We start from the raw sequence: 17,054 nt of genomic DNA, 5'->3' as shown, positions 1-17,054 counted from the left end.
GCGGCGGGATGCGGCACCCAGCCGAGGTTCGGATTCCAGCGCCAGCTACCGCCGGCCGGCGGCGTACCGCGCGGGCCATTGGGTGCAGGCGGCGGTGCGGGCGTCTGCGCGGCGGTTTTCTTCGGCTTGCTCATACAAGACTTCCCTGGTTGGTGCGGTGGCGCACCGGATACGTCAGTCGCACCCAGCCGGTTTTCTGGGCGCCGGTGCCGTACTCGGCGTCGATGGTCGGCGCGCCAATATCCAGCACCACCCCGCCCAGCGTGCTGTCCTCGGCCAACCGCTGGTAGACCGCCTGCAGCAGATCGTCGACGGCCAGGTCGCCGCCCTGCGTCATCGAGCGCGCGTAGCATTCGACCGCGATGCGCGAGTGCCAATCGACCGGGGCGCCGCGGATCGCGCCGGGGCGCGGTTCGGCGCCGTCGAGCTGGACATTGACGGCGCTGGCAATCTCTTCCGCCAGCACGCGGTCGCGGGCGCGAAAAATCACCGGGCAGACTGCCGGCGCACGTTCCAGCGCGGCGACAACGGCGCCGGTGATGGCCGCGAAGGCGGTCGTCATGCGGTGCGCTCCAGGATCAGCACGGAGACGCCGGCGCCGTCCGGCTGATGCTCGGCCACCGCGTAGGTGACGCCGCCCAGCACCAGCGGCTTGCCGACCGGAGAAGCCGGCACGGCGGCGCTCGGAAGCGTGAAGGCCGGTGCGGTGGCGGCGAGGCCGAGGCTGGCGCCGTCGACTGCGTAGGCGTTGTCGAAGATGCCGGTCACCGGCACGCCGTCGAGCGCAGCGCTGGCATTCGCCAGGTGGCGGAACACGCCGGTGTTGACGCGAGCTTCGAGCGCGGCAAACGGTGTTTCCATGCGCCTTTACGCCACCGTCCCGTTCAGCCGGACGATCCCGGTGGCGCTGGGGTTAGCGGCCGCTTCCACCGCACAACCGATCAGCGTGTTGCTGGTCGCGGTGGTAGTGCACTCTTTGGCCGTGTTGTCCCAATAGATCTTGGCGCCGACAGTCCACGCCTGCGCGCTCGTCTTGTTCAACGAGAACACGCCTTGCGGGGTGAAGGTGCCGAGAGCGCCGCTGACGACATCGGCCAGCGCCACGGCGAACAGCGAGCCGATCAGTGCGCCTTCGCCGCCGGTGCGGTCATACGGCGCCAGCAGCACGAGGGTGTCGCCTTCCTGAATGTAGTTCTTTGCCATTTTCAATACTCCTGATCTGGATTGAGAGGCGGCCAGTCAAGGCCGCGCCTGGTTTAATGAACTGTTACGCGCCGGCGTTCTTGCCCATGGTGCGGTGATCCAGTGCCTTGACGCCGGCATCGATGCGCACCTTGAACTCGACGCCATCGACGTTCCAGCCGTTCTGCTGTTCCAGCGTCGGCGCCTGGTTGCCGTCCAGGTAGGAGACCTCGACGGTGTCGTGCATTGCCGGGTTGGCCGCGCCGTACCATGCGCTGGCGCTGGCGGCATCCAGGCGAGCATCGGAGATGACTTCGAAGGTGCCGCGCACGCTGTTGGGAACGGTGTTGTTTTTGCTGGCGGCGCCGACCTCGAACTCGGAGTCGCGCACCACCTTGGCGGTACCTTCCAGCGCAATGGGCACAAGCAAATTGGCTAGACGGATGTTGAGTGCGCCACCACCGGCGGTCTGCTTGGCCATCGCCACGCGCATGGCGTCCACGCTCGTGGTGCTGATTGCGGCACCGGTCGGCAGGTTGCCGTGGTTGGCGTGGAACAACGCCACGCCGTCGGCCATGTTTGGGTTGCCGGTCAGGACCGCATAGGCAAGGTTGCCGACGGTGCGGATGGCTGCGCGGCCCATTAGGCGCGGCAACTTGGAGAAGGCGTCCAGGTCGTCGTTGATGATGGTTTGGCGGGTGATCGAAAAGCGCTTGCCGTAGGTGGCGAGTCGGATCTGCTCACCGCGCTCGCCGACGGTGGCATACCCGTACTCGGCGCCATCCGGAACTTCGCCGAGCGCCGGGAAATCGTTCAGGCCGACGCGGTTAGCGATCTTGAAGTCGGACAGGGTGCCGACGTTGGTCCAGAGCTGGAAGGTTTCCTCGGCTTCCTCGTAGCCCTTCAACATGGCCTTTTCTGCCACGTTGGCCAGCAGTAGCGGGAAATCGCTGCCGGTGTGCGTAAAAGCGGCAGCGATCAGCTTCATTTTGTCCATGCCGCCGGTCTTGATGCCGGACTGCTCCAGCGAGGCACGGGCAATCTCGAACAGAGAGTAACCCCGGAACTGGTTGGACGAGTCATGCTTGGCCAGTCCGCCACGCGCCAGGATGGCGGCGGAGACGCCGGCGCGGAACTTGTCGCGCTCATCTTCGATCGTCACGACGCGCGTGCCGGCCACCGGCGTGGCACCGGCAGCGATGTGCGCGAGCAGCTTGGCGTTGGCCTGGTCGACGCTGCAGTTGACATCGCTTTCGCAAGCGGCACGCAGATCTGCAACGCCAGTCATGTCGGCGAACTTGGCGAAGGCGCCCGAGATGGCATCGCGACGGTCCGCCTCGGCGGCGACGGCGGCGGCGCGGATTTGCTCTTCGTTCAGAGTGACGGCGGGTTGCGACGGTGCCGCCGTTTGGGTAGCTTGGGGCATTGTAGGCTCCTGAGGTTGAGGTGCGGCGGCTGCCGCAGGGGTTGAAACTTGGGGAATGGATTTGAAACGCGCGGCCAGCGCCTGGCGATCCAGCGACGCCGCCAGTGGTAGCGACTGCACGGCGGCGTCAATGAACTTGCCGGCTATGGCCTCTTCTGCGGTGTACCAGTGGTCTTCACCATCGGTCAGCAGGGCAAGAATTTCCGTCTTGTCGCGACCAGTCTTGCTGGCGTAACTCGTGGCCATAGCATCGGCCCAGGTGTCCAGCATGTCGGCGAACTTGCGCATCTCGGCACTGTTGCCGGCTGCATAACCCCACGGTGCATGAACCATCAGCAGGGCGTTTTCCGCCATCTCGACGGTGTCGCCGGCCATCGCGATCAGGCTGGCAATCGACGCGGCGACCCCATCAATGGTGATGGTGACCTTGGCCTTGTGGCGCTTGAGCGCGTTATGGATGGCGATGCCGTCGGAGACAGAGCCGCCGTAGCTGTTGATGCGAACGGTCAGCTCGTCGACGTCAAGCGCTGCGATCTCACGCACGAAATCCTTGGCCGTGACCGTGTCGTCCCACCAGGATTCGCCGATGTCGCCGTATATCAGCACTTCCGCGGTCGATGCCTGCGCGCGGGCGCGGATGCTGTACCAGGGATTTTGTTGAGCCATCTGTTCGCACTCCTGTAAGTACGAACAGTCTGGCAATTTAGAAGTCTCATTTCCAGGGGAAAAATGAGACTATTTTTAAGCTTGGTCCGGCGCCGGGTCCGCGGAGTAATCGATCCCGTCTCTAGCGCGCAGGTAGTCCTGCGCCGTACCCGCCGCGCTGGCCTTGCCAGCGTCGGAATCGAAGATCAAATCCTGGTCGTCGGCTTCCTTGCGGAAGGCCGCGATCTGGCTTATCACGTCGCGCGGGTTGGCCCCGCGGCGGCGGATGACTTCGACTTCGCTGGCAAAGCCGGCACGCACCAAGGTACGCATGGCAATCGCTTCCTTGAACGGATCGATCCACGGCATCGACTGCCCAACAAACAGCGCATTGTCGGCCGTGTCGATATCGAGGTCTTTGGGCATCGGCACCACGCCGGACAAATGCGCCGCCAGTACGAAGTCTTCCCACACCGGCTGCACGAACTGGCCAGTGAACTCATCGGCCAGCACGGCGTAGTGGATCCACTGCTCCACCAGTTCCTGACGCTGCGACGAATAGGTGCCGCCGTAGTCGCGGGCGATGCTGGAATAGCTGCCGCCGAGGCCAGCGGCCACGGCACGCAACTGACCCTGGCGGAAGGCGACCACGTTGGGATTGGGCCGGTTGGAATCGATCATGCCGATCTCTTCGCCGACGGCCAGGCTGTCGATGATCATGCCGGGAGCCAGACCGATTTCGCGTGGAATCGGTCGGCCATCGGCATCCGTTTCCATGCCTTCCGGGTTGTACAGGTCCGGGGCGCCTTTCTTGACGTAGGCCGTGAGCGCGGCTGCAATCTTGGCTGCGATGCGCTCTGACTCTTCGTAGTCCTTGATGTCTTCGAGGCGGGTAATAACGCTGGCGAATTCCGAGACGCCGCGCAGCTGGTTAATGCGATCGACGCTGGCCACGTGCAACATGCGTGCTGCTTCGATGCGCTTCATCTCCTGCCTCAGGCTCAGCGAACCGGAATCGCCCGGGTAGCCCTTGTAGACCCAGAAGGCGGTCGACTTGCCCCAGGCGTTACGCTCGATGCCCTGGCGGATGCGCTTGGCGTCATCGTCGTAATCCATCGGCACCATCTCAGCTTCGAACAACTCCAGCGAATACGGCACGCGGGTGCCGTGGTCCAGGTACGGCACCGGCCCGATCAGGCGCTGCGAGAAAGCCTCGCCATCGCGCAGCCAGGTCTTGACCACCATCCGCTGCACCTTCGCATAGTGGTGCGAGTGCGTTACTTCCGGGCGGCGGCACCAGTCGCGATAGGCTTCGCGCAGGGCCTTTGCATATTCTTCGTGGATCTCGCCGTTCTTGCGACGCGGCTGTGGCTCGACGCCGATGCCGCCCGGACCAACCACATTGTTGACCAGCACGCGCAGGGCGCCGCGGGCGATGTCGTGGTTTTGCTCCAGGTTGCGTGCCAGCATCCGCAGCGCCGCGGCGCCTTTCTGTACCTGCAGGTCGGGAGAGCGCGCATCGCGCGTCGACTTGCGCAGGCGCGACGGCTTGGCTGCTTCGTACTCGGCCAGCACCCTACGCGCCGCAATGCGCTTCAGGCCGGCGGTCGGGTTCAGGTAGGCGACCAGCCGATCGATGCCGTTCATGGCCACAGGTTTCGCCATCTCAATTGCTCCGGTTGAAGCTGGCCAGCTTGAAGGGCATGCCGCCGATGGTCGGCACCCGGGCGGTGCTGGCCAGCTCGGCGGCGACGCGCTGCTCCCATTCCTGCCGACCGGCGCGGATCGACGGGAGGTCTTCCATGCGCAGCTTGCGGTCGCCGAACGACACTTCCTTACCCTCCAGCAGCGCCTGCTCGGCGGTCAGGTATTTGGTCAACATCTCGGTGGCGGTGGTCATCGGTGCGTCCTTTCAGGAAGTCTTGCCACCTTACCGGCGGCGGTGTCTCATTTCCAGGGGAAGAATGAGACTTTTTGCCTGTGGCGTCAGCTGCCCTTCAGGTATCGGTAGAACTGGGCCTTGCTGACGCCATGTCTTTGCTGAAGCTCGAGGCGGTTACGACCGTTGAATTCGGTCCGGATTAGCTCCGCCTTCGATTCGCCGTCTTTCCGGATATAGGGCTCCTGCCCGCCCCAGATGCAGCGCAGCTTGCGCTCGATCTTTTTCGCGTCCGCCTCCGGCATCGCGTCTGCGCCCAGGATCATGCGCACTTGATTGAAGAAGTCGGTAATGATGTCTTCGGCTTCGTTCATCGAATCCCCCGCCGCAGCCAGTCCTCGCTGGCGAATTGATTACGCTGTTGCGGCGCCGCCGGACGCACCGGCAGCGCTTTCGTCTGTGCTGCTTGCGTGGCTGGCGCAGGCTCGGTCGCGGGCTGGTGGAAAAGATCGGCCATCACTGGCTGCACTTTGCCTTCAAGTTCGTTCCAGAATCTGGCCGGCTTCTTCGTCAACTCGAAATGGGTTTCCAGCCACACCGCGTAGTTGGTGCAGTCCAGCGCCTCGACGCGCTTGCGGAGCGACGTCCAGGCGCTTTCGTCGCCCCGCGTGGTGCGGCGAGTGGTGCGCGCCTCGCCAGTCAACTGCTTGAAGAATTCATCGGACAGCTCGTGGCTGAAGTGCATGTAACCGGGGCCAGGTGTGGTGATTTGCAGTCGGCCATGGATCAGGTCCTTGGCGAGGTTAGTGCCGACCCACCAGAGGATCAGGCCGTTCTTCCGCACGCGCCCGCGGAAATCGATGTCCACCTTGCTGGCGCCATCCTTGATGTGCTTCTCCCGACCGGATCGGCCGGCGATCGCGAACACGCGGCGGCGCTGGTGCTTGGCCGCCCAGGTGTAGACCGCCTGGGTCTTGTGGCCGCGGGTGTCGATCGCGGCGCCGTAGATGCGCAGGCTCTGGCCGCTCGCGTGCGGAAAGTCGGTCTCGAAAAGGAACTCTTCCAGGTCCGTCCACACGTCGTCTTCGTCCGGGTTGCCGAAGAACACGCGATGCGCCACCACCCACATCTGGCAGCCGCGCCCGTAACCCCAGACCACGCATTCCAGCCGGTTGTCTTGGGTGTCGATGCCGGCCAGCAGCAGGACGGCGCCCATGGGAACTCGCTCGAGCGGATACGGCTCAGCACGGGCGCGCAGTTCGTTGTCGTCGGTCTTTTCAAATTCCTCTGCCCAGTACTCGCCCAGGGTGGTGTTCCAGAAGGTTTGCAGCTTTTCCTTCTTGCCTTCCTGCGCCTCGCGATGGGCGGCGAGGAAATCGCGGACGATGTCGGTCCACGATACGTTCGGGCTGTAGGCGCTCCAGGCGCCGACGAAGGCGATGCGCGCCGGCGGGCGAATGATCTCGCCCGCGGCATTGCGAAATACACCGGCGGCATCGAGCGTAGTGCCGTCGTCGGCTTGGTACCGGCCCTGCTCGCCCACGGCGAGGTATTGCGCCTGGCCGATCAAGGCGCCGCAGTGCGGGCAAAGGTGGCGAACCGTCTCAGGGTCATTGCCCACCCACTTGAAGCCGTGCGGTTCATCCTTGCCGCCCCAGGAGATGGCGTGGAATTCTCCGCATTCCGGGCACGGAATGTGCGGGGCAAGTCGCATGTCCGCGACGCGCTCGCGCTTTTCAATGTTGGAAAAGCCCTTGAGCTTGGGCGTGCTGGCGAATACCATCTTCGGGAAGGTGGCGCCCTCGACGCGCTTTTCCCCGAGTGTGCCGGGGTCGCCTTCCTTTTCGATGTTGCTGTCGAAGGCGTCGTACTCGTCCATGTAACCGACATCGACGCTGATACGTCGGTAATTCTTTGCTGCTTTGCCGCCCTTCAGGTGCAGCATGGAGCCGAGGAATTTTTTCTGCTGCAGGGTGTTGTCCTTGTCGCGCCGTAGGAAGGCCGGGAATGCCGACTCCATCACCGCCACGTCGCGCAGCATCGGGTCCAGCTCGGTCTTGACGAACTCGTCCCGGTCGTCGTCGGTCGGTTGCCACAGCACCTGGTTGCGACGCTTGTGCTGGGCAAAATAGCCGATCGCAGCCAGGATGATCTTGGTTGCGCCGACGCGCGCCGCCTTGCGCCAGTCCACCTCGCGAATATCGTCGTTACTGATGCATGCCATGATGGCGCGCTGGAACCACCAGGGCGTCCACTGCTGCTCGACGTAGGACGATTCGGCGGACAGATAGAAATGCTCGCGCGCCCATTCTTCCAGCGTCATCGGCTCCGGAACGCCAAAGGCGGACAGGCCGCGCTTCAGGTGTTTTTCGAGCGCCGGTATGATGAAGCGGGTGTGTTCAGACAAATCCATTAGTCGCCACCCTCCATGGTTTCTGATGCGTCGACGGTGGCGTTCTCGTCATTGAGTAGGTCAGCCAGCGATATCGACGCCACCACATTCCTTGCGCGAGCCACTTCACCCGCGATGGTGTCGAGATCGCCGGCGGTCAGGGTGGGTACCCGCCGGCGGATCATGCTCGGGATGCCGTCCAGTATCCCGGCCGTCCGTGACGCAGCCTTGGTCAGCACCTGCTCGATCAAGATCACCGGCGCCAGCTCACCGCGCGTCACCGCGTTTTGCATTTCGATTTTTTCGCGCTGAGCACGCGCGAGCGCTGCGCGCTCTTCCACCAGATCGAGCTCGCCCTCACCGGCGCGGCCCGCCGCCTGTTCGCGCAAGTTCGCACAGTAGGCGCGCAGCCAGTCGGCGGCGGTGCCGTCCTCTGGGAGTACGCCACGGGAGAGCAAATCACTCACGGCCGGCTGGCTGATCCCAACTAATCTACCGAACACCGCTTGTGTTACTTTCCCTTTTAAATCAATCACATAACCCCCTTAGCAAAACCACGTAACTAGCGACAAACCGGGATATGAATTACCCGTAATCGGGGTTTGCCTGGGAGTACCTTGACCCCGGGGTGGGCATCATGCCTTGCCCGCTGCAGGCCGTGCGGTGCGCAGCGCGTTCTGCAGTTCACGCTCGAAGTGACCGCCGAATTTTTGCTCTGCCGCCGCGGTGCCGATCTCGAAGAACTTGAGGCGCGGCTTGTAGCTGGTTCCCTTGACGAACAGCAAAACGGGCTTGATTGCCTTGCCGAATCCGGTATCGGTACGGCTCCAGATCCCGGCTGGCAGGTGCTGCATCCGATTGCCGCGTGATGTTCCTGGGCCGTGGCTGACGAAATATTCCAGGCCACGCTTGGTCCGCGTGCCGCGCTTGAGCTTCTCGCGGCCGCCGGCAGTGACGTTCTTGCTATACCCCTGCTCGCCGAAGGTGCGGAACCACGCCAGAATCTTGACGATCTGGCCGCGGCTCATGTTGCCGTATGCGTCGATCTCGGCGCCGCCGCCCGGCACGGCATGCCAGCCTGGCGGCAGGATGCCGGCGCGCTGCAGCAGTTTTTCGAACTGCTTCTGCTGGCGCTCACCGCCGAAGATTTCCGGGCCGAGAAAGCGGTCGGCCGGGGTGCCTGAGGCGAAAGGATCATCCTTGACCCATACCAGCGCATCCAGCTTGTCCGGTCTCGCGCCTTTCAGGAACAAGCTGTTCAGCGTGTATGGCACCGGCCGATCGAACGCGCGCGGCATTTCATCGCGGATCGCGGTGCGCACGTCCTGGGCGGTGCGGGTCAATGCCACCGCGGCGGCGAACCGCGCCTGCTTGCCGATGGCGTCCACTCGGCGCGCGACCTCGTCGAAGTTGGTGGTAATGCTGATCTTCATGCTTTATCTCCCGCGCGATCCCGCCACACCCTGGTGCCAATCTCGTGCCCGTTCTCGGATGCCCAGAACGTCGGTTCGCCCTTCATCCCCTTGCGAATCTGCTGGTCGATCATTTCCTTGCCGAACGCCGCACGCAGGTCATCGATCCAAGCGGCCACGGTCGGCATCTGTTTCCGAAGATTCGGCTCACTCATTCCGTCCAACCTCGAAAAGGTTGGGTGAGAGGTTGGACGGTCAAGAGCCGCGCCAGCATTGATTCCGCCAACCTCCCAACCTCGCCAACCCGTTTTGGTGTTTTGCTGGAAAGCGATTCGCAGCAGGAACAGCTCGCCGCCCGCGTATACGCATACGCGCGCACATATGCGGGCGCATGTCGGTTGGCGAAGTTGGGAGGTTGGCGGAGCCAATATCCATGCGGGTTTGCGCCGTCCAACCTTAAAAACAACAGGTTGGACGGCGCGGCGATGTGGGACGATTCCGCCTTTTCCGCCTGCGCACCATGCGCCCGCGATCCCTGGCTGCCAATCGAGTTTCCACCCGCTAAAACCGAATCACAACGGCAACGCATCTTCGGCCTCCTGCGGCAAGGTTGCCGATACCGCCGCCGCCGGACGCACGTAGTACCGCTCGCGCGCGCCGGATGCTTCCCGCTCCTTACCCCAGCCCATCTTGCGCATGCAAGCGGCTATACGCATGGTTTCCTGCTTTGCTGCCCCCAGCTTGCTCAGATCGAATTGGAGCGCCTTGACCAGCAACTCGCGCGCAGTCACCCGCTGCAGCTTGCCGCCGAGCGTCGGCGCGCCATAAGCATCGATACCCTCGACGTACTCGTACAGGCGGCCAAACCAGACGTCCGGGATTTCCCGCCGCTCCTGTTCCGGGCTGATCAACCGCTCTTGCTGATCACGTGTCGGATACCACAGCACACCGGCTTCCATCAGGATCACCGCCTCAGCAAACAACTGATCGCGATCGCGTTTCAGCGCGTCGGTATCAATGCGCCCGCACGCCACCGGCCAGAAGCGCCGGTTGCCGGTGGTGTCCTTGAAATATTCGCCCTCGTTGGTAGTCGCGGCAAATGCGGTGCGGCGCGGCATGTTCTTCATGCGGCGGCCATAAGGCTCGCGAAAACGGTCGCTGGTGGACGACATGAACGCCTTGATCGCGGTCACCTCGGAGCGGTTGAATTGCTCCAACTCCGCCACCTCATACAACAGCACGCCCTGGATCGACAAATAGCCGTCCTTCTCGCCCATGCGAAACGGCGTATCGGCAAACCAGTCACCGCCGAGAATTTTCAAGGCGGTCGACTTCCCGGCGCCCTGCCCGCCCTCGAACACCGGCGCATGATCGTGCTTGACGCCCGGCTCGTAAGCGCGCTTGACCAGGCCAATAAAAAACATTGTGGCGACCAACTGCAGATATTCCGAATCCTGACAACCCCAGTACGTCGAAAAGGCGGTTTCGATGCGCTCCACGCCATCCCACTTGGCCTTGCACGCATCCAGATAGTCGGTCACCGGGTTGAACGCATGTTCGCGCGCGGCCTGCGAGACGGCCTTTTCGATGTCGCCAATGGCGGCGATCACCAGACCATAGGTTTGCGCCAGATACATGCCGAGGTGGAAATCATCGCCCTCGGTCCACTCGCCCACATCGCCGACCCACGGCACCGGGCGGCGCTTGACCTGCAGCCCGGAAAACTGGTCCAGCGCGACGATCCCCTGCAGCAGCGGGTCACCCTGTAGTGCCATGAAGACATTTTCGCGGCACGCCTTGATCCCGCCGTTCGCCGTCGGGATGAACCGAGCTCGCACCGCCCGCACCGAATCGGCGCCGCTCGCGCCAGCGGGTGCAGGGGTGGAAGCAGCATCGAGCACCGCCGTGGCCGCGTTCGGATCGTGCAAGGCGCGTAGCAGCTCCCGCACATCGCGCCCCTCATCGACCGCGTCGGCCACATCCCAGCCTTCCGGCACGCCGTCCGGCAGCGTCACCCAGCGCACCTCGCAACCTTGCGCAGTCAGGATGTCGGTAATCTGCCGCGCGGCGCGCATGCCGGGCTCGTCGTTGTCTGGCCAGATCACCACCTTGCAGTCGTGCACCGGCGACCAATCGCTCTTGGCCGCCGCCTTGGCGCCGCCAGACCAGCTCAGCACATCGAGACCTCCGGCCAGGGCTCGGTAGGCGGCGTCGGCACATTTCTCGCCCTCGACGATCAGCCGCAGCGCGCCGTCCCGCAGCGGTGCGGCCAGATACAGCGGCCGCGGCGCCGGGAATGCCATCCACCGCCAGTCGCGCGCGCCGGTAGCCGGGTGCTCCGCATACACGCACGGGAGTACATCCTTGCCGCCATCCGACGTCTGAAACCGGTAGATTAGCCCCAGCAGCCTGCCCTGTTGATCGAGATATTCCCAACGCGCTTGCGGTTTTCCGCGCTTCAGGTGTGCGACCGGCGGGAATGGCGCATCGGTCGGGACCGGCAGCAGCGGCGCCCATTCGGTACGCGGTTTCGGCGCTGCCGGCTGTTCCCCACGTATCGCTGGCGCCGGCACCGATTTCTGCTGGCTGGCGGCGCCAGCATTGTTCCGTGCGCGCGAGCCGTCATCGGACAAGGTGATGCCCAGCCGGTTGGCAATCGCCGCGCAGGCCTTGCCTTGCGAGATCCGCTCGATCGCCGCATACAGCGAAATCAGGTCGCCGCCGGCAAAGCCGTCATTGACACCATCGGAGTGCATCGCGAAATCCGACCAGCGCCCAACGCCGGCGCCAGACACGCAGATCCGCAGTGACTTGCCCGCCTCACCCGCCAGTGACCCCACGCACCAATCGTGCCCCTCGCGCACCCCAGACGGCAGCCATTCCGCTACCAGCGTTTCGATCGATGCCAGGGCAGCCTGCGCTACCCGGTCGAAATCGTGCGCCTGCAGCGTCATTCGGTAGCGCCTCCCGGCACGATCCGCCGACCACAGAACAGCGACGGAATCCGTTTGTAATCATCCATGCCGGGCCGGCACGGGCCGCCCGCGCGCAGCGCCCCGGGCGCCAGCTCCCGGAATTCCGGCGCGCTCCGTGCTGGCGCCGGCGGCGTGGCCGGTGCTGCCGACTCCGCCTGCGGCCTGGCTGCGCGCTCGGCGCGAATGAAAGCGTAGGCGCCCTGCGTCAGGCGTACCTGGTCACCATCACAAAACGCCATCCGCCAGTTTTCGATCGGCTGCAACACCGTCAGCCGGAACTTCGCCGGCGCCCGATGCGTGGCAGGCGCCAGCGCGCGCAGCGCATCGATCGCGAGCGCGCCGCCGCGGTCGTACAACGCTTCCAGCATCATGCGTGCTATGCTCCCGACGCGGGGACCGGCGGGCCGGGTCATGCGGACCTCGCTTCCGTCGCCGCACGCACCCGCTCGCGCAATTCGCACAAGGCCGCCAGCGCCTCCTGCATCTCCTTCTCCAGCTTGTCCATTTCAGCCAGCGTCACCTTGCCATCGGCCAGCGCCGCTGACGTGCTGCTCATCACATCGGCGAATTCCTGCACCGTGTGGCACATGGCCTGCGTCAGGTCCCGGTTCGACAAATGATCGACGTCGGGCACCGCAAACGCGATCAGCCGGTGGCGCCAGTTCTTAGCCAGCAGCGCGCGCAGTGGATCGGCCACGCCCGCCTCCTGGCAATACTCGATGATCAGCGAATCCTCTTCGTCGCTGACGTAGTGCGTCTTGATGCCGGGCGCCAGCTTGTTGCGCAGCACGTTGACCGACATTCCCATGCGCTTGGCCAGCATCTCAATGCCGCCCGGGTAGGCCCGCGCCAGGTTGTAGCGGGCGTCGTGCTGGTTGATGTCCGAGTATCGGTAGGTCATGGCGATTTTTCCTTTTTATTACCGATGCTCAACAAACCGGCATCGGATACTCTTGCTTCACAGACAATTTGGCGGGAGTTCCAAAGTGATACATTGCCAATTCCACTCAACAACGTTCCGGCAAAGGAACTCCCATGAAGCTACCTTCAGTGCGGCACCCGACGCGGTTCCATATCGGCGGTATTTACATCGAGGTCGTTTCCCTGTCGCCGCTGACCGATGCCCAAGCCGCCAAAGTCGCCCGGTTGTTCTACCGCAGCCGCAAATTCACGAAAAAGGATCAAGGTCGTTTATTTCAGGCAATAACGCAGTTCGATTCCGATTCCGCAGCGCTTCTATAAGCTGCTCTACATCGCGCTCAGGCAGGAACAGCGTGCTGGCGGTCTCGAATGAAAATATTTCCACAACGCCCTCAGGGTCGACGGATAGCGACAAGCGCAGCCCGCTCTTGTCCCAGGGATGGCAACCAATTGGAGGGGACGAAGGACCGCCAGCCACGTCACCCACCACGGTCATTGCCTTCATCGAAATTCTTTGTTTGATATTTCTCAATGTCTTGAATTTGGGCAAAAAAAGAGATGCCATCCGACGCACGCCAGGCGCCACGATTTGTTCATTCCACGTGCCCTTTCTGATCCCCTACCCGCCGGGTCTTGGCGATCGTCTCGCGCACAGTGGCGCCGTCGATGGGGTGGCCGGGGATGGGGAATGAGGTTTCCGAGCTTTCCGTGGTGGTCGGCTCATCTCCAAACGCGCTTGGTCGAGCCAGCCTCAGGAACATGAGCCGCGCATTTGGAATGCCGTTGTGTCGCCACTGCGAGACGGCGGCCATTTCGACCTTGCAGAGTCGAGCCACTTCCGCAGTTCCGCCCAGTTCGTCAATAATTTGTGATGGATTCATAGCTCGATCTTAAGTCGACTTAAGTTTGATGTCAAGCCAACTTAATATCTAGATTGTTAAGCTACCTTTATGAAACTATTGTCAGAGCGCCTAAAGTTGGCGATGGATGAAAAAGGTCGTCGCGACGGGGTTGTAATTAGCCCGGCCGACATTGCGCGCGCCGCTGGTGTGTCTGACGCGTCGGCAAGCTACTGGCTTGGCGACACAAACGGGATCAGTGCAGCAAAGGCGCGGCTGGTTGCCGCATATCTTGGCGTGAATGCGATTTGGTTGGAAAACGGATCTGGTGATCGGCTATCGGATCAAGGGCTCGCCGGCGTCGAAAGCAATGTTGTATCAATCACAAAAAAGCGCGATGATGTTGAAATAAGGCAATACAAAGATGTTGCCGGATCAATGGGGCATGGCGTGTTATTACGGGATCAACCAGGCGAAATTCAGAGCTGGAGGGTGAACGGAGAATGGGTGCAGAAAAACATTCCTGCCCACACCGGCGTTGAGAATCTCGCAATCGTTACCGGCTTCGGCCCTTCAATGCGAGGCATGTTCAACCCGGGCGATCCGCTGCTGGTTGATCGTGGCGTGCGCGAAGTCAAGGAGGATGCCGTCTATTTTTTCCGCGTTGGCGACGAGGGGTTCATCAAAATCCTGCAGCGCGTTCCAGGCGTTGGTCTTCGCGCCATATCCAAAAACAAAGAATTCGAGACGTGGACGATCACACCAGAGATGGATTTTGAAGTGTTCGCTAAGGTGCTGAAAGTCTGGCAGAGCGAAGATTTTTAAGGCGTCGCGGCACGCCGGCATGCCGTCTGCCGGGGACAAGGGAGAGGGAAATGGCATCAACGCGCCATCTTTTCGGTTTCAGGGGGATAACATGCACCACGAAATGATCTGTACAGCTTGCGGTACGCAGGGCCATCCAAAAACAGTGACGAAGGGCTCAATTTTTACCGAACTCATTCTCTGGATTTGCTTTTTGGTACCAGGACTGATTTATTCGATTTGGCGGCTGAGCAGCCGCCACCAGGCCTGCCGCGCCTGCGGAAGCCAAAACATCGTGCCCACTGATTCGCCCATTGGCAAGAGGCTGGTCGCCGAATCAAAATAGTGCACTGGCCCGCCAGGAAACGCAGGTTTGACGGTGTTGCGCGCGCTCGTCATTCTCCTCTGCGCGCTGTCGCTCGGCAGCGCGCATGCATTCCAAGCGGCGCAGCAACCAGCGATCGAGGCCGCATTCTCGCCAGGCGACGGCGCCCAGGCGCTGATTTTGCGCACGATCGATTCATCGCAGCAAAGCATCCGCCTGGCCGCGTATGCATTCACGTCGCCTCCGGTCATTCGGGCGCTGATCGCCGCCAAGAAGCGCGGCGTTGACGTACGCGTGGCGGTCGATGGGTCAAATAGCAAGTCGAAGAGCGGAATCGCGGCACTGAACCTGGTGGTGAATGCCGGCATTCCAGCGCGCACGGTAGCGACCTACCGGATCCACCATGACAAGTTCATCGTCAGCGATGGCAAGACGGTGCAGACTGGCTCGTTCAACTACTCGGCCAGCGCGGCGAAGGCGAACAGCGAAAACGTGGTGGTGATCAGGAACAATCCGGGGCTGGCAACGAGCTATCTGGGGCACTGGCAGTCACGGTGGGATCAAGGGGTGGATTGGCAGTCGTCGTATTGAGTCCAAAAAGGGAGGCGGCAAGTGCTTGCAAAAAAAATAGGTGTGAGACAGGCCCTAATCTGGGCTTCGTTCCTGCTGCCGGCACTGGCATACGCCCATGGCGGCGGACTGGACTCGCAGGGCTGCCACCATAACCGCAAGACGGGGGATTACCACTGCCATCGCAGCTCACCCGCCGCGAACCCGGAGCCTGACGAAGCGCGGCGCCCGACATCCGCCAAGCTGGCGCCAACTGCACAGTCCGATCAAACCTGCCTCGTGGGGCCGCGTGGCGGGAGGTACCGCATCGTCAATGGCAAGAGGCGGTATGGGTGTTGATGTGATGCGGGCACCCATCTCTCCCAGATATGCTATGCTTTATTTCAGTCGGTTGATTTTATTTGTGGCCGGCTGTCGTTCGTAAGGGAAAACAAGGGGCGTGTTCATCACGGGGGGTTAGCATGAAGGATACTTGGGACGACTAAGTCATGGCGGTGGAGCAAGTACAAAAAATAATGCTCTTGGGGGAATCAATAGGCTTCTGGATACAAACAGGAGCCTTTTTCATATCGGCGATTGGCGCCATGTATGTGATCCGCGCCAACGGCAAGCAGGCGCGCAACCGCGCCACGATTGACCTAGTCTTACATCAACGAGGTGATCAAAATCTAACTGAGGCACGGAGCATTGTGGTGGATTTACACCGGAAAAATGATAGTAACCTCTCAAAATATTTGGATCAGCCTGACTCGCCCCAATACAAAGCAATACAAGCTACCCTGAATAACTACGAATTTCTCGCTTCGGGAATTCGGGAAGGCGCCTTCGACGAAAAAATATACAAACGGATGCGTTACTCGATGATCATGAAAGACTGGAACGCGTTAAATGGTTTAATCGTTGAGATACGACTGAAACAAAAAACCGAGACGTTGTACCAAGAATTTGAATGGCTGTGTAATCGTTGGAAAGACGATCCGCTGACAAAAAAACCACCCACTCTTCTACGGCGATTATTTTCTTTGTAGCAGCGACCCGCCAAGCCCACCCTCCGCGGTGGGCTTTTTTACGCCCTCCCCGCCTGACATATCCCCGCAACCTACACCAGAACGCAGGGACCAAGCTAGTGTGCCACCCAGACCCAAGCCGAGATAACGAACACTATCGGACTTGCCAGCGCAAGCAATCGGGTGCGGTCAAGCCATGCCGCTACCCGATGATTCCGCACTCTCACCTGATCAATGCGACCCTGGATATTTCTCAATTCCACCGCCCGGAGCGCATCGAGCGGATACTCTTTCTGGCAAAGATTTGCCGGCTCGTTCGTTGGCGTTGGAAGCGATGTTGTTAGCATGCAAAACGCTACCAACAGACAGCCGACAACCATAAGCCATGCAGCAAGCACCGCCGCGCCGATAGCCAGTGGAGATGCCGATGGCTGTTCAAAGCCTTTAATGGCGTACGCCAAAGACCCAGCCATCCCGGCAAGCACCAGTGCAAGCGTTGCCGCTGCTTCCTTAGCCAGCGTTTCCGCATTCTGCAATCTAAATCTCAGGTTTTCCAACCCGGCCTTCTCAGCCCATTCCAGTACGTCGCTCATTTCCCTCTCCTGGTTGACTTGATTGTAGCAACCGCATTTCCCACCCGGATTTGGGTGTTGGGGAGATTTTACAACAACCTTAAG

General features: G+C 61.8%; 22 protein-coding genes. 6 read left to right on the top strand and 16 right to left on the bottom strand.

Annotated features, from left to right (window positions below; translation table 11 throughout):
* Positions 1–130 precede the first annotated feature (130 nt).
* The 14 genes from ACK2VC_RS15925 to ACK2VC_RS15860 all read right to left on the bottom strand — a co-directional run bounded on the left by ACK2VC_RS15925 (position 131) and on the right by ACK2VC_RS15860 (position 12,812).
* A complete protein-coding gene (locus tag ACK2VC_RS15925; protein ID WP_486731358.1) occupies positions 131–562 on the bottom strand; it encodes a hypothetical protein in 432 nt (143 codons plus the stop codon).
* On the bottom strand, positions 559–861 hold the full coding sequence (locus tag ACK2VC_RS15920; protein ID WP_486731357.1) for a head-tail joining protein: 303 nt from the start codon (positions 859–861) through the stop codon (positions 559–561). Before ACK2VC_RS15920 ends, ACK2VC_RS15925 begins: the two co-directional genes overlap by 4 nt.
* 6 nt (positions 862–867) lie before the next feature.
* Positions 868–1,203, bottom strand: coding sequence for a DUF2190 family protein (locus tag ACK2VC_RS15915; RefSeq protein WP_486731356.1), 336 nt, complete (start codon positions 1,201–1,203; stop codon positions 868–870).
* A gap of 64 nt (positions 1,204–1,267) precedes the next feature.
* Positions 1,268–3,274 carry a ClpP-like prohead protease/major capsid protein fusion protein gene (locus ACK2VC_RS15910; protein WP_486731355.1) on the bottom strand — a complete coding sequence of 669 codons (2,007 nt, stop codon included), beginning with the start codon at positions 3,272–3,274 and terminating at the stop codon, positions 1,268–1,270.
* Positions 3,275–3,349: 75 nt separating this feature from the next.
* The gene (locus tag ACK2VC_RS15905; RefSeq protein ID WP_486731354.1) at positions 3,350–4,918 is read right to left on the bottom strand and encodes a phage portal protein; all 1,569 of its coding nucleotides are present in this window, start codon (positions 4,916–4,918) and stop codon (positions 3,350–3,352) included.
* 1 nt (position 4,919) lies between these two features.
* The gene (locus ACK2VC_RS15900) at positions 4,920–5,153 is read right to left on the bottom strand and encodes a hypothetical protein (protein ID WP_486731353.1); all 234 of its coding nucleotides are present in this window, start codon (positions 5,151–5,153) and stop codon (positions 4,920–4,922) included.
* An 86-nt stretch (positions 5,154–5,239) separates the two neighbouring features.
* Positions 5,240–5,506, bottom strand: a complete 267-nt coding sequence (locus tag ACK2VC_RS15895; RefSeq protein ID WP_486731352.1) for a Mor transcription activator family protein — start codon at positions 5,504–5,506, stop codon at positions 5,240–5,242.
* Positions 5,503–7,455, bottom strand: coding sequence for a phage terminase large subunit family protein (locus ACK2VC_RS15890; RefSeq protein ID WP_486731351.1), 1,953 nt, complete (start codon positions 7,453–7,455; stop codon positions 5,503–5,505). The genes ACK2VC_RS15895 and ACK2VC_RS15890 overlap by 4 nt, the downstream gene beginning before the upstream one ends.
* A gap of 89 nt (positions 7,456–7,544) precedes the next feature.
* Entirely contained in the window at positions 7,545–8,060 is a 516-nt protein-coding gene (locus ACK2VC_RS15885; RefSeq protein WP_486731350.1) for a terminase small subunit, read from the bottom strand.
* Between the two features lie 99 nt (positions 8,061–8,159).
* Positions 8,160–8,957 (bottom strand): hypothetical protein, encoded by a 798-nt coding sequence (locus ACK2VC_RS15880; RefSeq protein WP_486731349.1) that lies wholly within the window; start codon positions 8,955–8,957, stop codon positions 8,160–8,162.
* Positions 8,954–9,151, bottom strand: a complete 198-nt coding sequence (locus tag ACK2VC_RS15875) for a hypothetical protein (RefSeq protein ID WP_486731348.1) — start codon at positions 9,149–9,151, stop codon at positions 8,954–8,956. The genes ACK2VC_RS15880 and ACK2VC_RS15875 overlap by 4 nt, the downstream gene beginning before the upstream one ends.
* Positions 9,152–9,508: 357 nt before the next feature.
* A complete protein-coding gene (locus ACK2VC_RS15870; RefSeq protein ID WP_486731347.1) occupies positions 9,509–11,890 on the bottom strand; it encodes a VapE domain-containing protein in 2,382 nt (793 codons plus the stop codon).
* Entirely contained in the window at positions 11,887–12,282 is a 396-nt protein-coding gene (locus ACK2VC_RS15865; protein ID WP_486731346.1) for a hypothetical protein, read from the bottom strand. Before ACK2VC_RS15865 ends, ACK2VC_RS15870 begins: the two co-directional genes overlap by 4 nt.
* A 38-nt stretch (positions 12,283–12,320) precedes the next feature.
* A complete protein-coding gene (locus ACK2VC_RS15860) occupies positions 12,321–12,812 on the bottom strand; it encodes a phage regulatory CII family protein (protein ID WP_486731345.1) in 492 nt (163 codons plus the stop codon).
* Between the two features lie 134 nt (positions 12,813–12,946).
* On the opposite strand from ACK2VC_RS15860, the gene ACK2VC_RS15855 reads away from it, so the two are divergent.
* Complete coding sequence (locus ACK2VC_RS15855) at positions 12,947–13,153, top strand: hypothetical protein (protein ID WP_486731344.1); 207 nt, start codon at positions 12,947–12,949, stop codon at positions 13,151–13,153.
* Between the two features lie 272 nt (positions 13,154–13,425).
* On the opposite strand, the gene ACK2VC_RS15850 is transcribed toward ACK2VC_RS15855, so the two are convergent.
* Entirely contained in the window at positions 13,426–13,713 is a 288-nt protein-coding gene (locus ACK2VC_RS15850) for a helix-turn-helix domain-containing protein (protein ID WP_486731343.1), read from the bottom strand.
* A gap of 69 nt (positions 13,714–13,782) precedes the next feature.
* Between ACK2VC_RS15850 and ACK2VC_RS15845 the strand changes: the two genes are divergently transcribed.
* The 5 genes from ACK2VC_RS15845 (at position 13,783) to ACK2VC_RS15825 (ending at position 16,398) form a co-directional block, all read left to right on the top strand.
* The gene (locus tag ACK2VC_RS15845) at positions 13,783–14,496 is read left to right on the top strand and encodes a S24 family peptidase (RefSeq protein ID WP_486731342.1); all 714 of its coding nucleotides are present in this window, start codon (positions 13,783–13,785) and stop codon (positions 14,494–14,496) included.
* Positions 14,497–14,587: 91 nt separating this feature from the next.
* Positions 14,588–14,821 (top strand): hypothetical protein, encoded by a 234-nt coding sequence (locus ACK2VC_RS15840; protein ID WP_486731341.1) that lies wholly within the window; start codon positions 14,588–14,590, stop codon positions 14,819–14,821.
* Between the two features lie 33 nt (positions 14,822–14,854).
* The gene (locus tag ACK2VC_RS15835) at positions 14,855–15,391 is read left to right on the top strand and encodes a phospholipase D family nuclease (RefSeq protein ID WP_486733261.1); all 537 of its coding nucleotides are present in this window, start codon (positions 14,855–14,857) and stop codon (positions 15,389–15,391) included.
* Positions 15,392–15,412: 21 nt separating this feature from the next.
* Positions 15,413–15,709, top strand: coding sequence for a YHYH domain-containing protein (locus ACK2VC_RS15830; RefSeq protein ID WP_486731340.1), 297 nt, complete (start codon positions 15,413–15,415; stop codon positions 15,707–15,709).
* 149 nt (positions 15,710–15,858) lie between these two features.
* The gene (locus tag ACK2VC_RS15825) at positions 15,859–16,398 is read left to right on the top strand and encodes a DUF4760 domain-containing protein (protein WP_486731339.1); all 540 of its coding nucleotides are present in this window, start codon (positions 15,859–15,861) and stop codon (positions 16,396–16,398) included.
* Positions 16,399–16,493: 95 nt separating this feature from the next.
* Here the strand turns inward: ACK2VC_RS15825 and ACK2VC_RS15820 are convergent, their stop codons facing one another.
* Entirely contained in the window at positions 16,494–16,970 is a 477-nt protein-coding gene (locus ACK2VC_RS15820) for a hypothetical protein (protein ID WP_486731338.1), read from the bottom strand.
* Positions 16,971–17,054 lie beyond the last annotated feature (84 nt).

It is taken from the genome of Herbaspirillum sp. WTB6 (assembly GCF_057457785.1).
The sequence above is the reverse complement of the archived record's forward strand: the minus strand, read 5'-3'. Positions and strand labels throughout refer to the sequence as shown.

What these genes read in the sequence shown, in the direction of transcription:
- ACK2VC_RS15850 (WP_486731343.1), bottom strand. Translation starts at nt 13,713, where the DNA reads ATGAATCCATCACAAATTATTGACGAACTGGGCGGAACTGCGGAAGTG.
- ACK2VC_RS15895 (WP_486731352.1), bottom strand. Translation starts at nt 5,506, where the DNA reads ATGAACGAAGCCGAAGACATCATTACCGACTTCTTCAATCAAGTGCGC.
- ACK2VC_RS15880 (WP_486731349.1), bottom strand. Translation starts at nt 8,957, where the DNA reads ATGAAGATCAGCATTACCACCAACTTCGACGAGGTCGCGCGCCGAGTG.
- ACK2VC_RS15860 (WP_486731345.1), bottom strand. Translation starts at nt 12,812, where the DNA reads ATGACCTACCGATACTCGGACATCAACCAGCACGACGCCCGCTACAAC.
- ACK2VC_RS15915 (WP_486731356.1), bottom strand. Translation starts at nt 1,203, where the DNA reads ATGGCAAAGAACTACATTCAGGAAGGCGACACCCTCGTGCTGCTGGCG.
- ACK2VC_RS15840 (WP_486731341.1), top strand. Translation starts at nt 14,588, where the DNA reads ATGCACCACGAAATGATCTGTACAGCTTGCGGTACGCAGGGCCATCCA.
- ACK2VC_RS15925 (WP_486731358.1), bottom strand. Translation starts at nt 562, where the DNA reads ATGACGACCGCCTTCGCGGCCATCACCGGCGCCGTTGTCGCCGCGCTG.
- ACK2VC_RS15855 (WP_486731344.1), top strand. Translation starts at nt 12,947, where the DNA reads ATGAAGCTACCTTCAGTGCGGCACCCGACGCGGTTCCATATCGGCGGT.
- ACK2VC_RS15905 (WP_486731354.1), bottom strand. Translation starts at nt 4,918, where the DNA reads ATGGCGAAACCTGTGGCCATGAACGGCATCGATCGGCTGGTCGCCTAC.
- ACK2VC_RS15890 (WP_486731351.1), bottom strand. Translation starts at nt 7,455, where the DNA reads ATGACGCTGGAAGAATGGGCGCGCGAGCATTTCTATCTGTCCGCCGAA.
- ACK2VC_RS15825 (WP_486731339.1), top strand. Translation starts at nt 15,859, where the DNA reads ATGGCGGTGGAGCAAGTACAAAAAATAATGCTCTTGGGGGAATCAATA.
- ACK2VC_RS15900 (WP_486731353.1), bottom strand. Translation starts at nt 5,153, where the DNA reads ATGACCACCGCCACCGAGATGTTGACCAAATACCTGACCGCCGAGCAG.
- ACK2VC_RS15870 (WP_486731347.1), bottom strand. Translation starts at nt 11,890, where the DNA reads ATGACGCTGCAGGCGCACGATTTCGACCGGGTAGCGCAGGCTGCCCTG.
- ACK2VC_RS15865 (WP_486731346.1), bottom strand. Translation starts at nt 12,282, where the DNA reads ATGATGCTGGAAGCGTTGTACGACCGCGGCGGCGCGCTCGCGATCGAT.
- ACK2VC_RS15910 (WP_486731355.1), bottom strand. Translation starts at nt 3,274, where the DNA reads ATGGCTCAACAAAATCCCTGGTACAGCATCCGCGCCCGCGCGCAGGCA.
- ACK2VC_RS15820 (WP_486731338.1), bottom strand. Translation starts at nt 16,970, where the DNA reads ATGAGCGACGTACTGGAATGGGCTGAGAAGGCCGGGTTGGAAAACCTG.
- ACK2VC_RS15920 (WP_486731357.1), bottom strand. Translation starts at nt 861, where the DNA reads ATGGAAACACCGTTTGCCGCGCTCGAAGCTCGCGTCAACACCGGCGTG.
- ACK2VC_RS15845 (WP_486731342.1), top strand. Translation starts at nt 13,783, where the DNA reads ATGAAACTATTGTCAGAGCGCCTAAAGTTGGCGATGGATGAAAAAGGT.
- ACK2VC_RS15875 (WP_486731348.1), bottom strand. Translation starts at nt 9,151, where the DNA reads ATGAGTGAGCCGAATCTTCGGAAACAGATGCCGACCGTGGCCGCTTGG.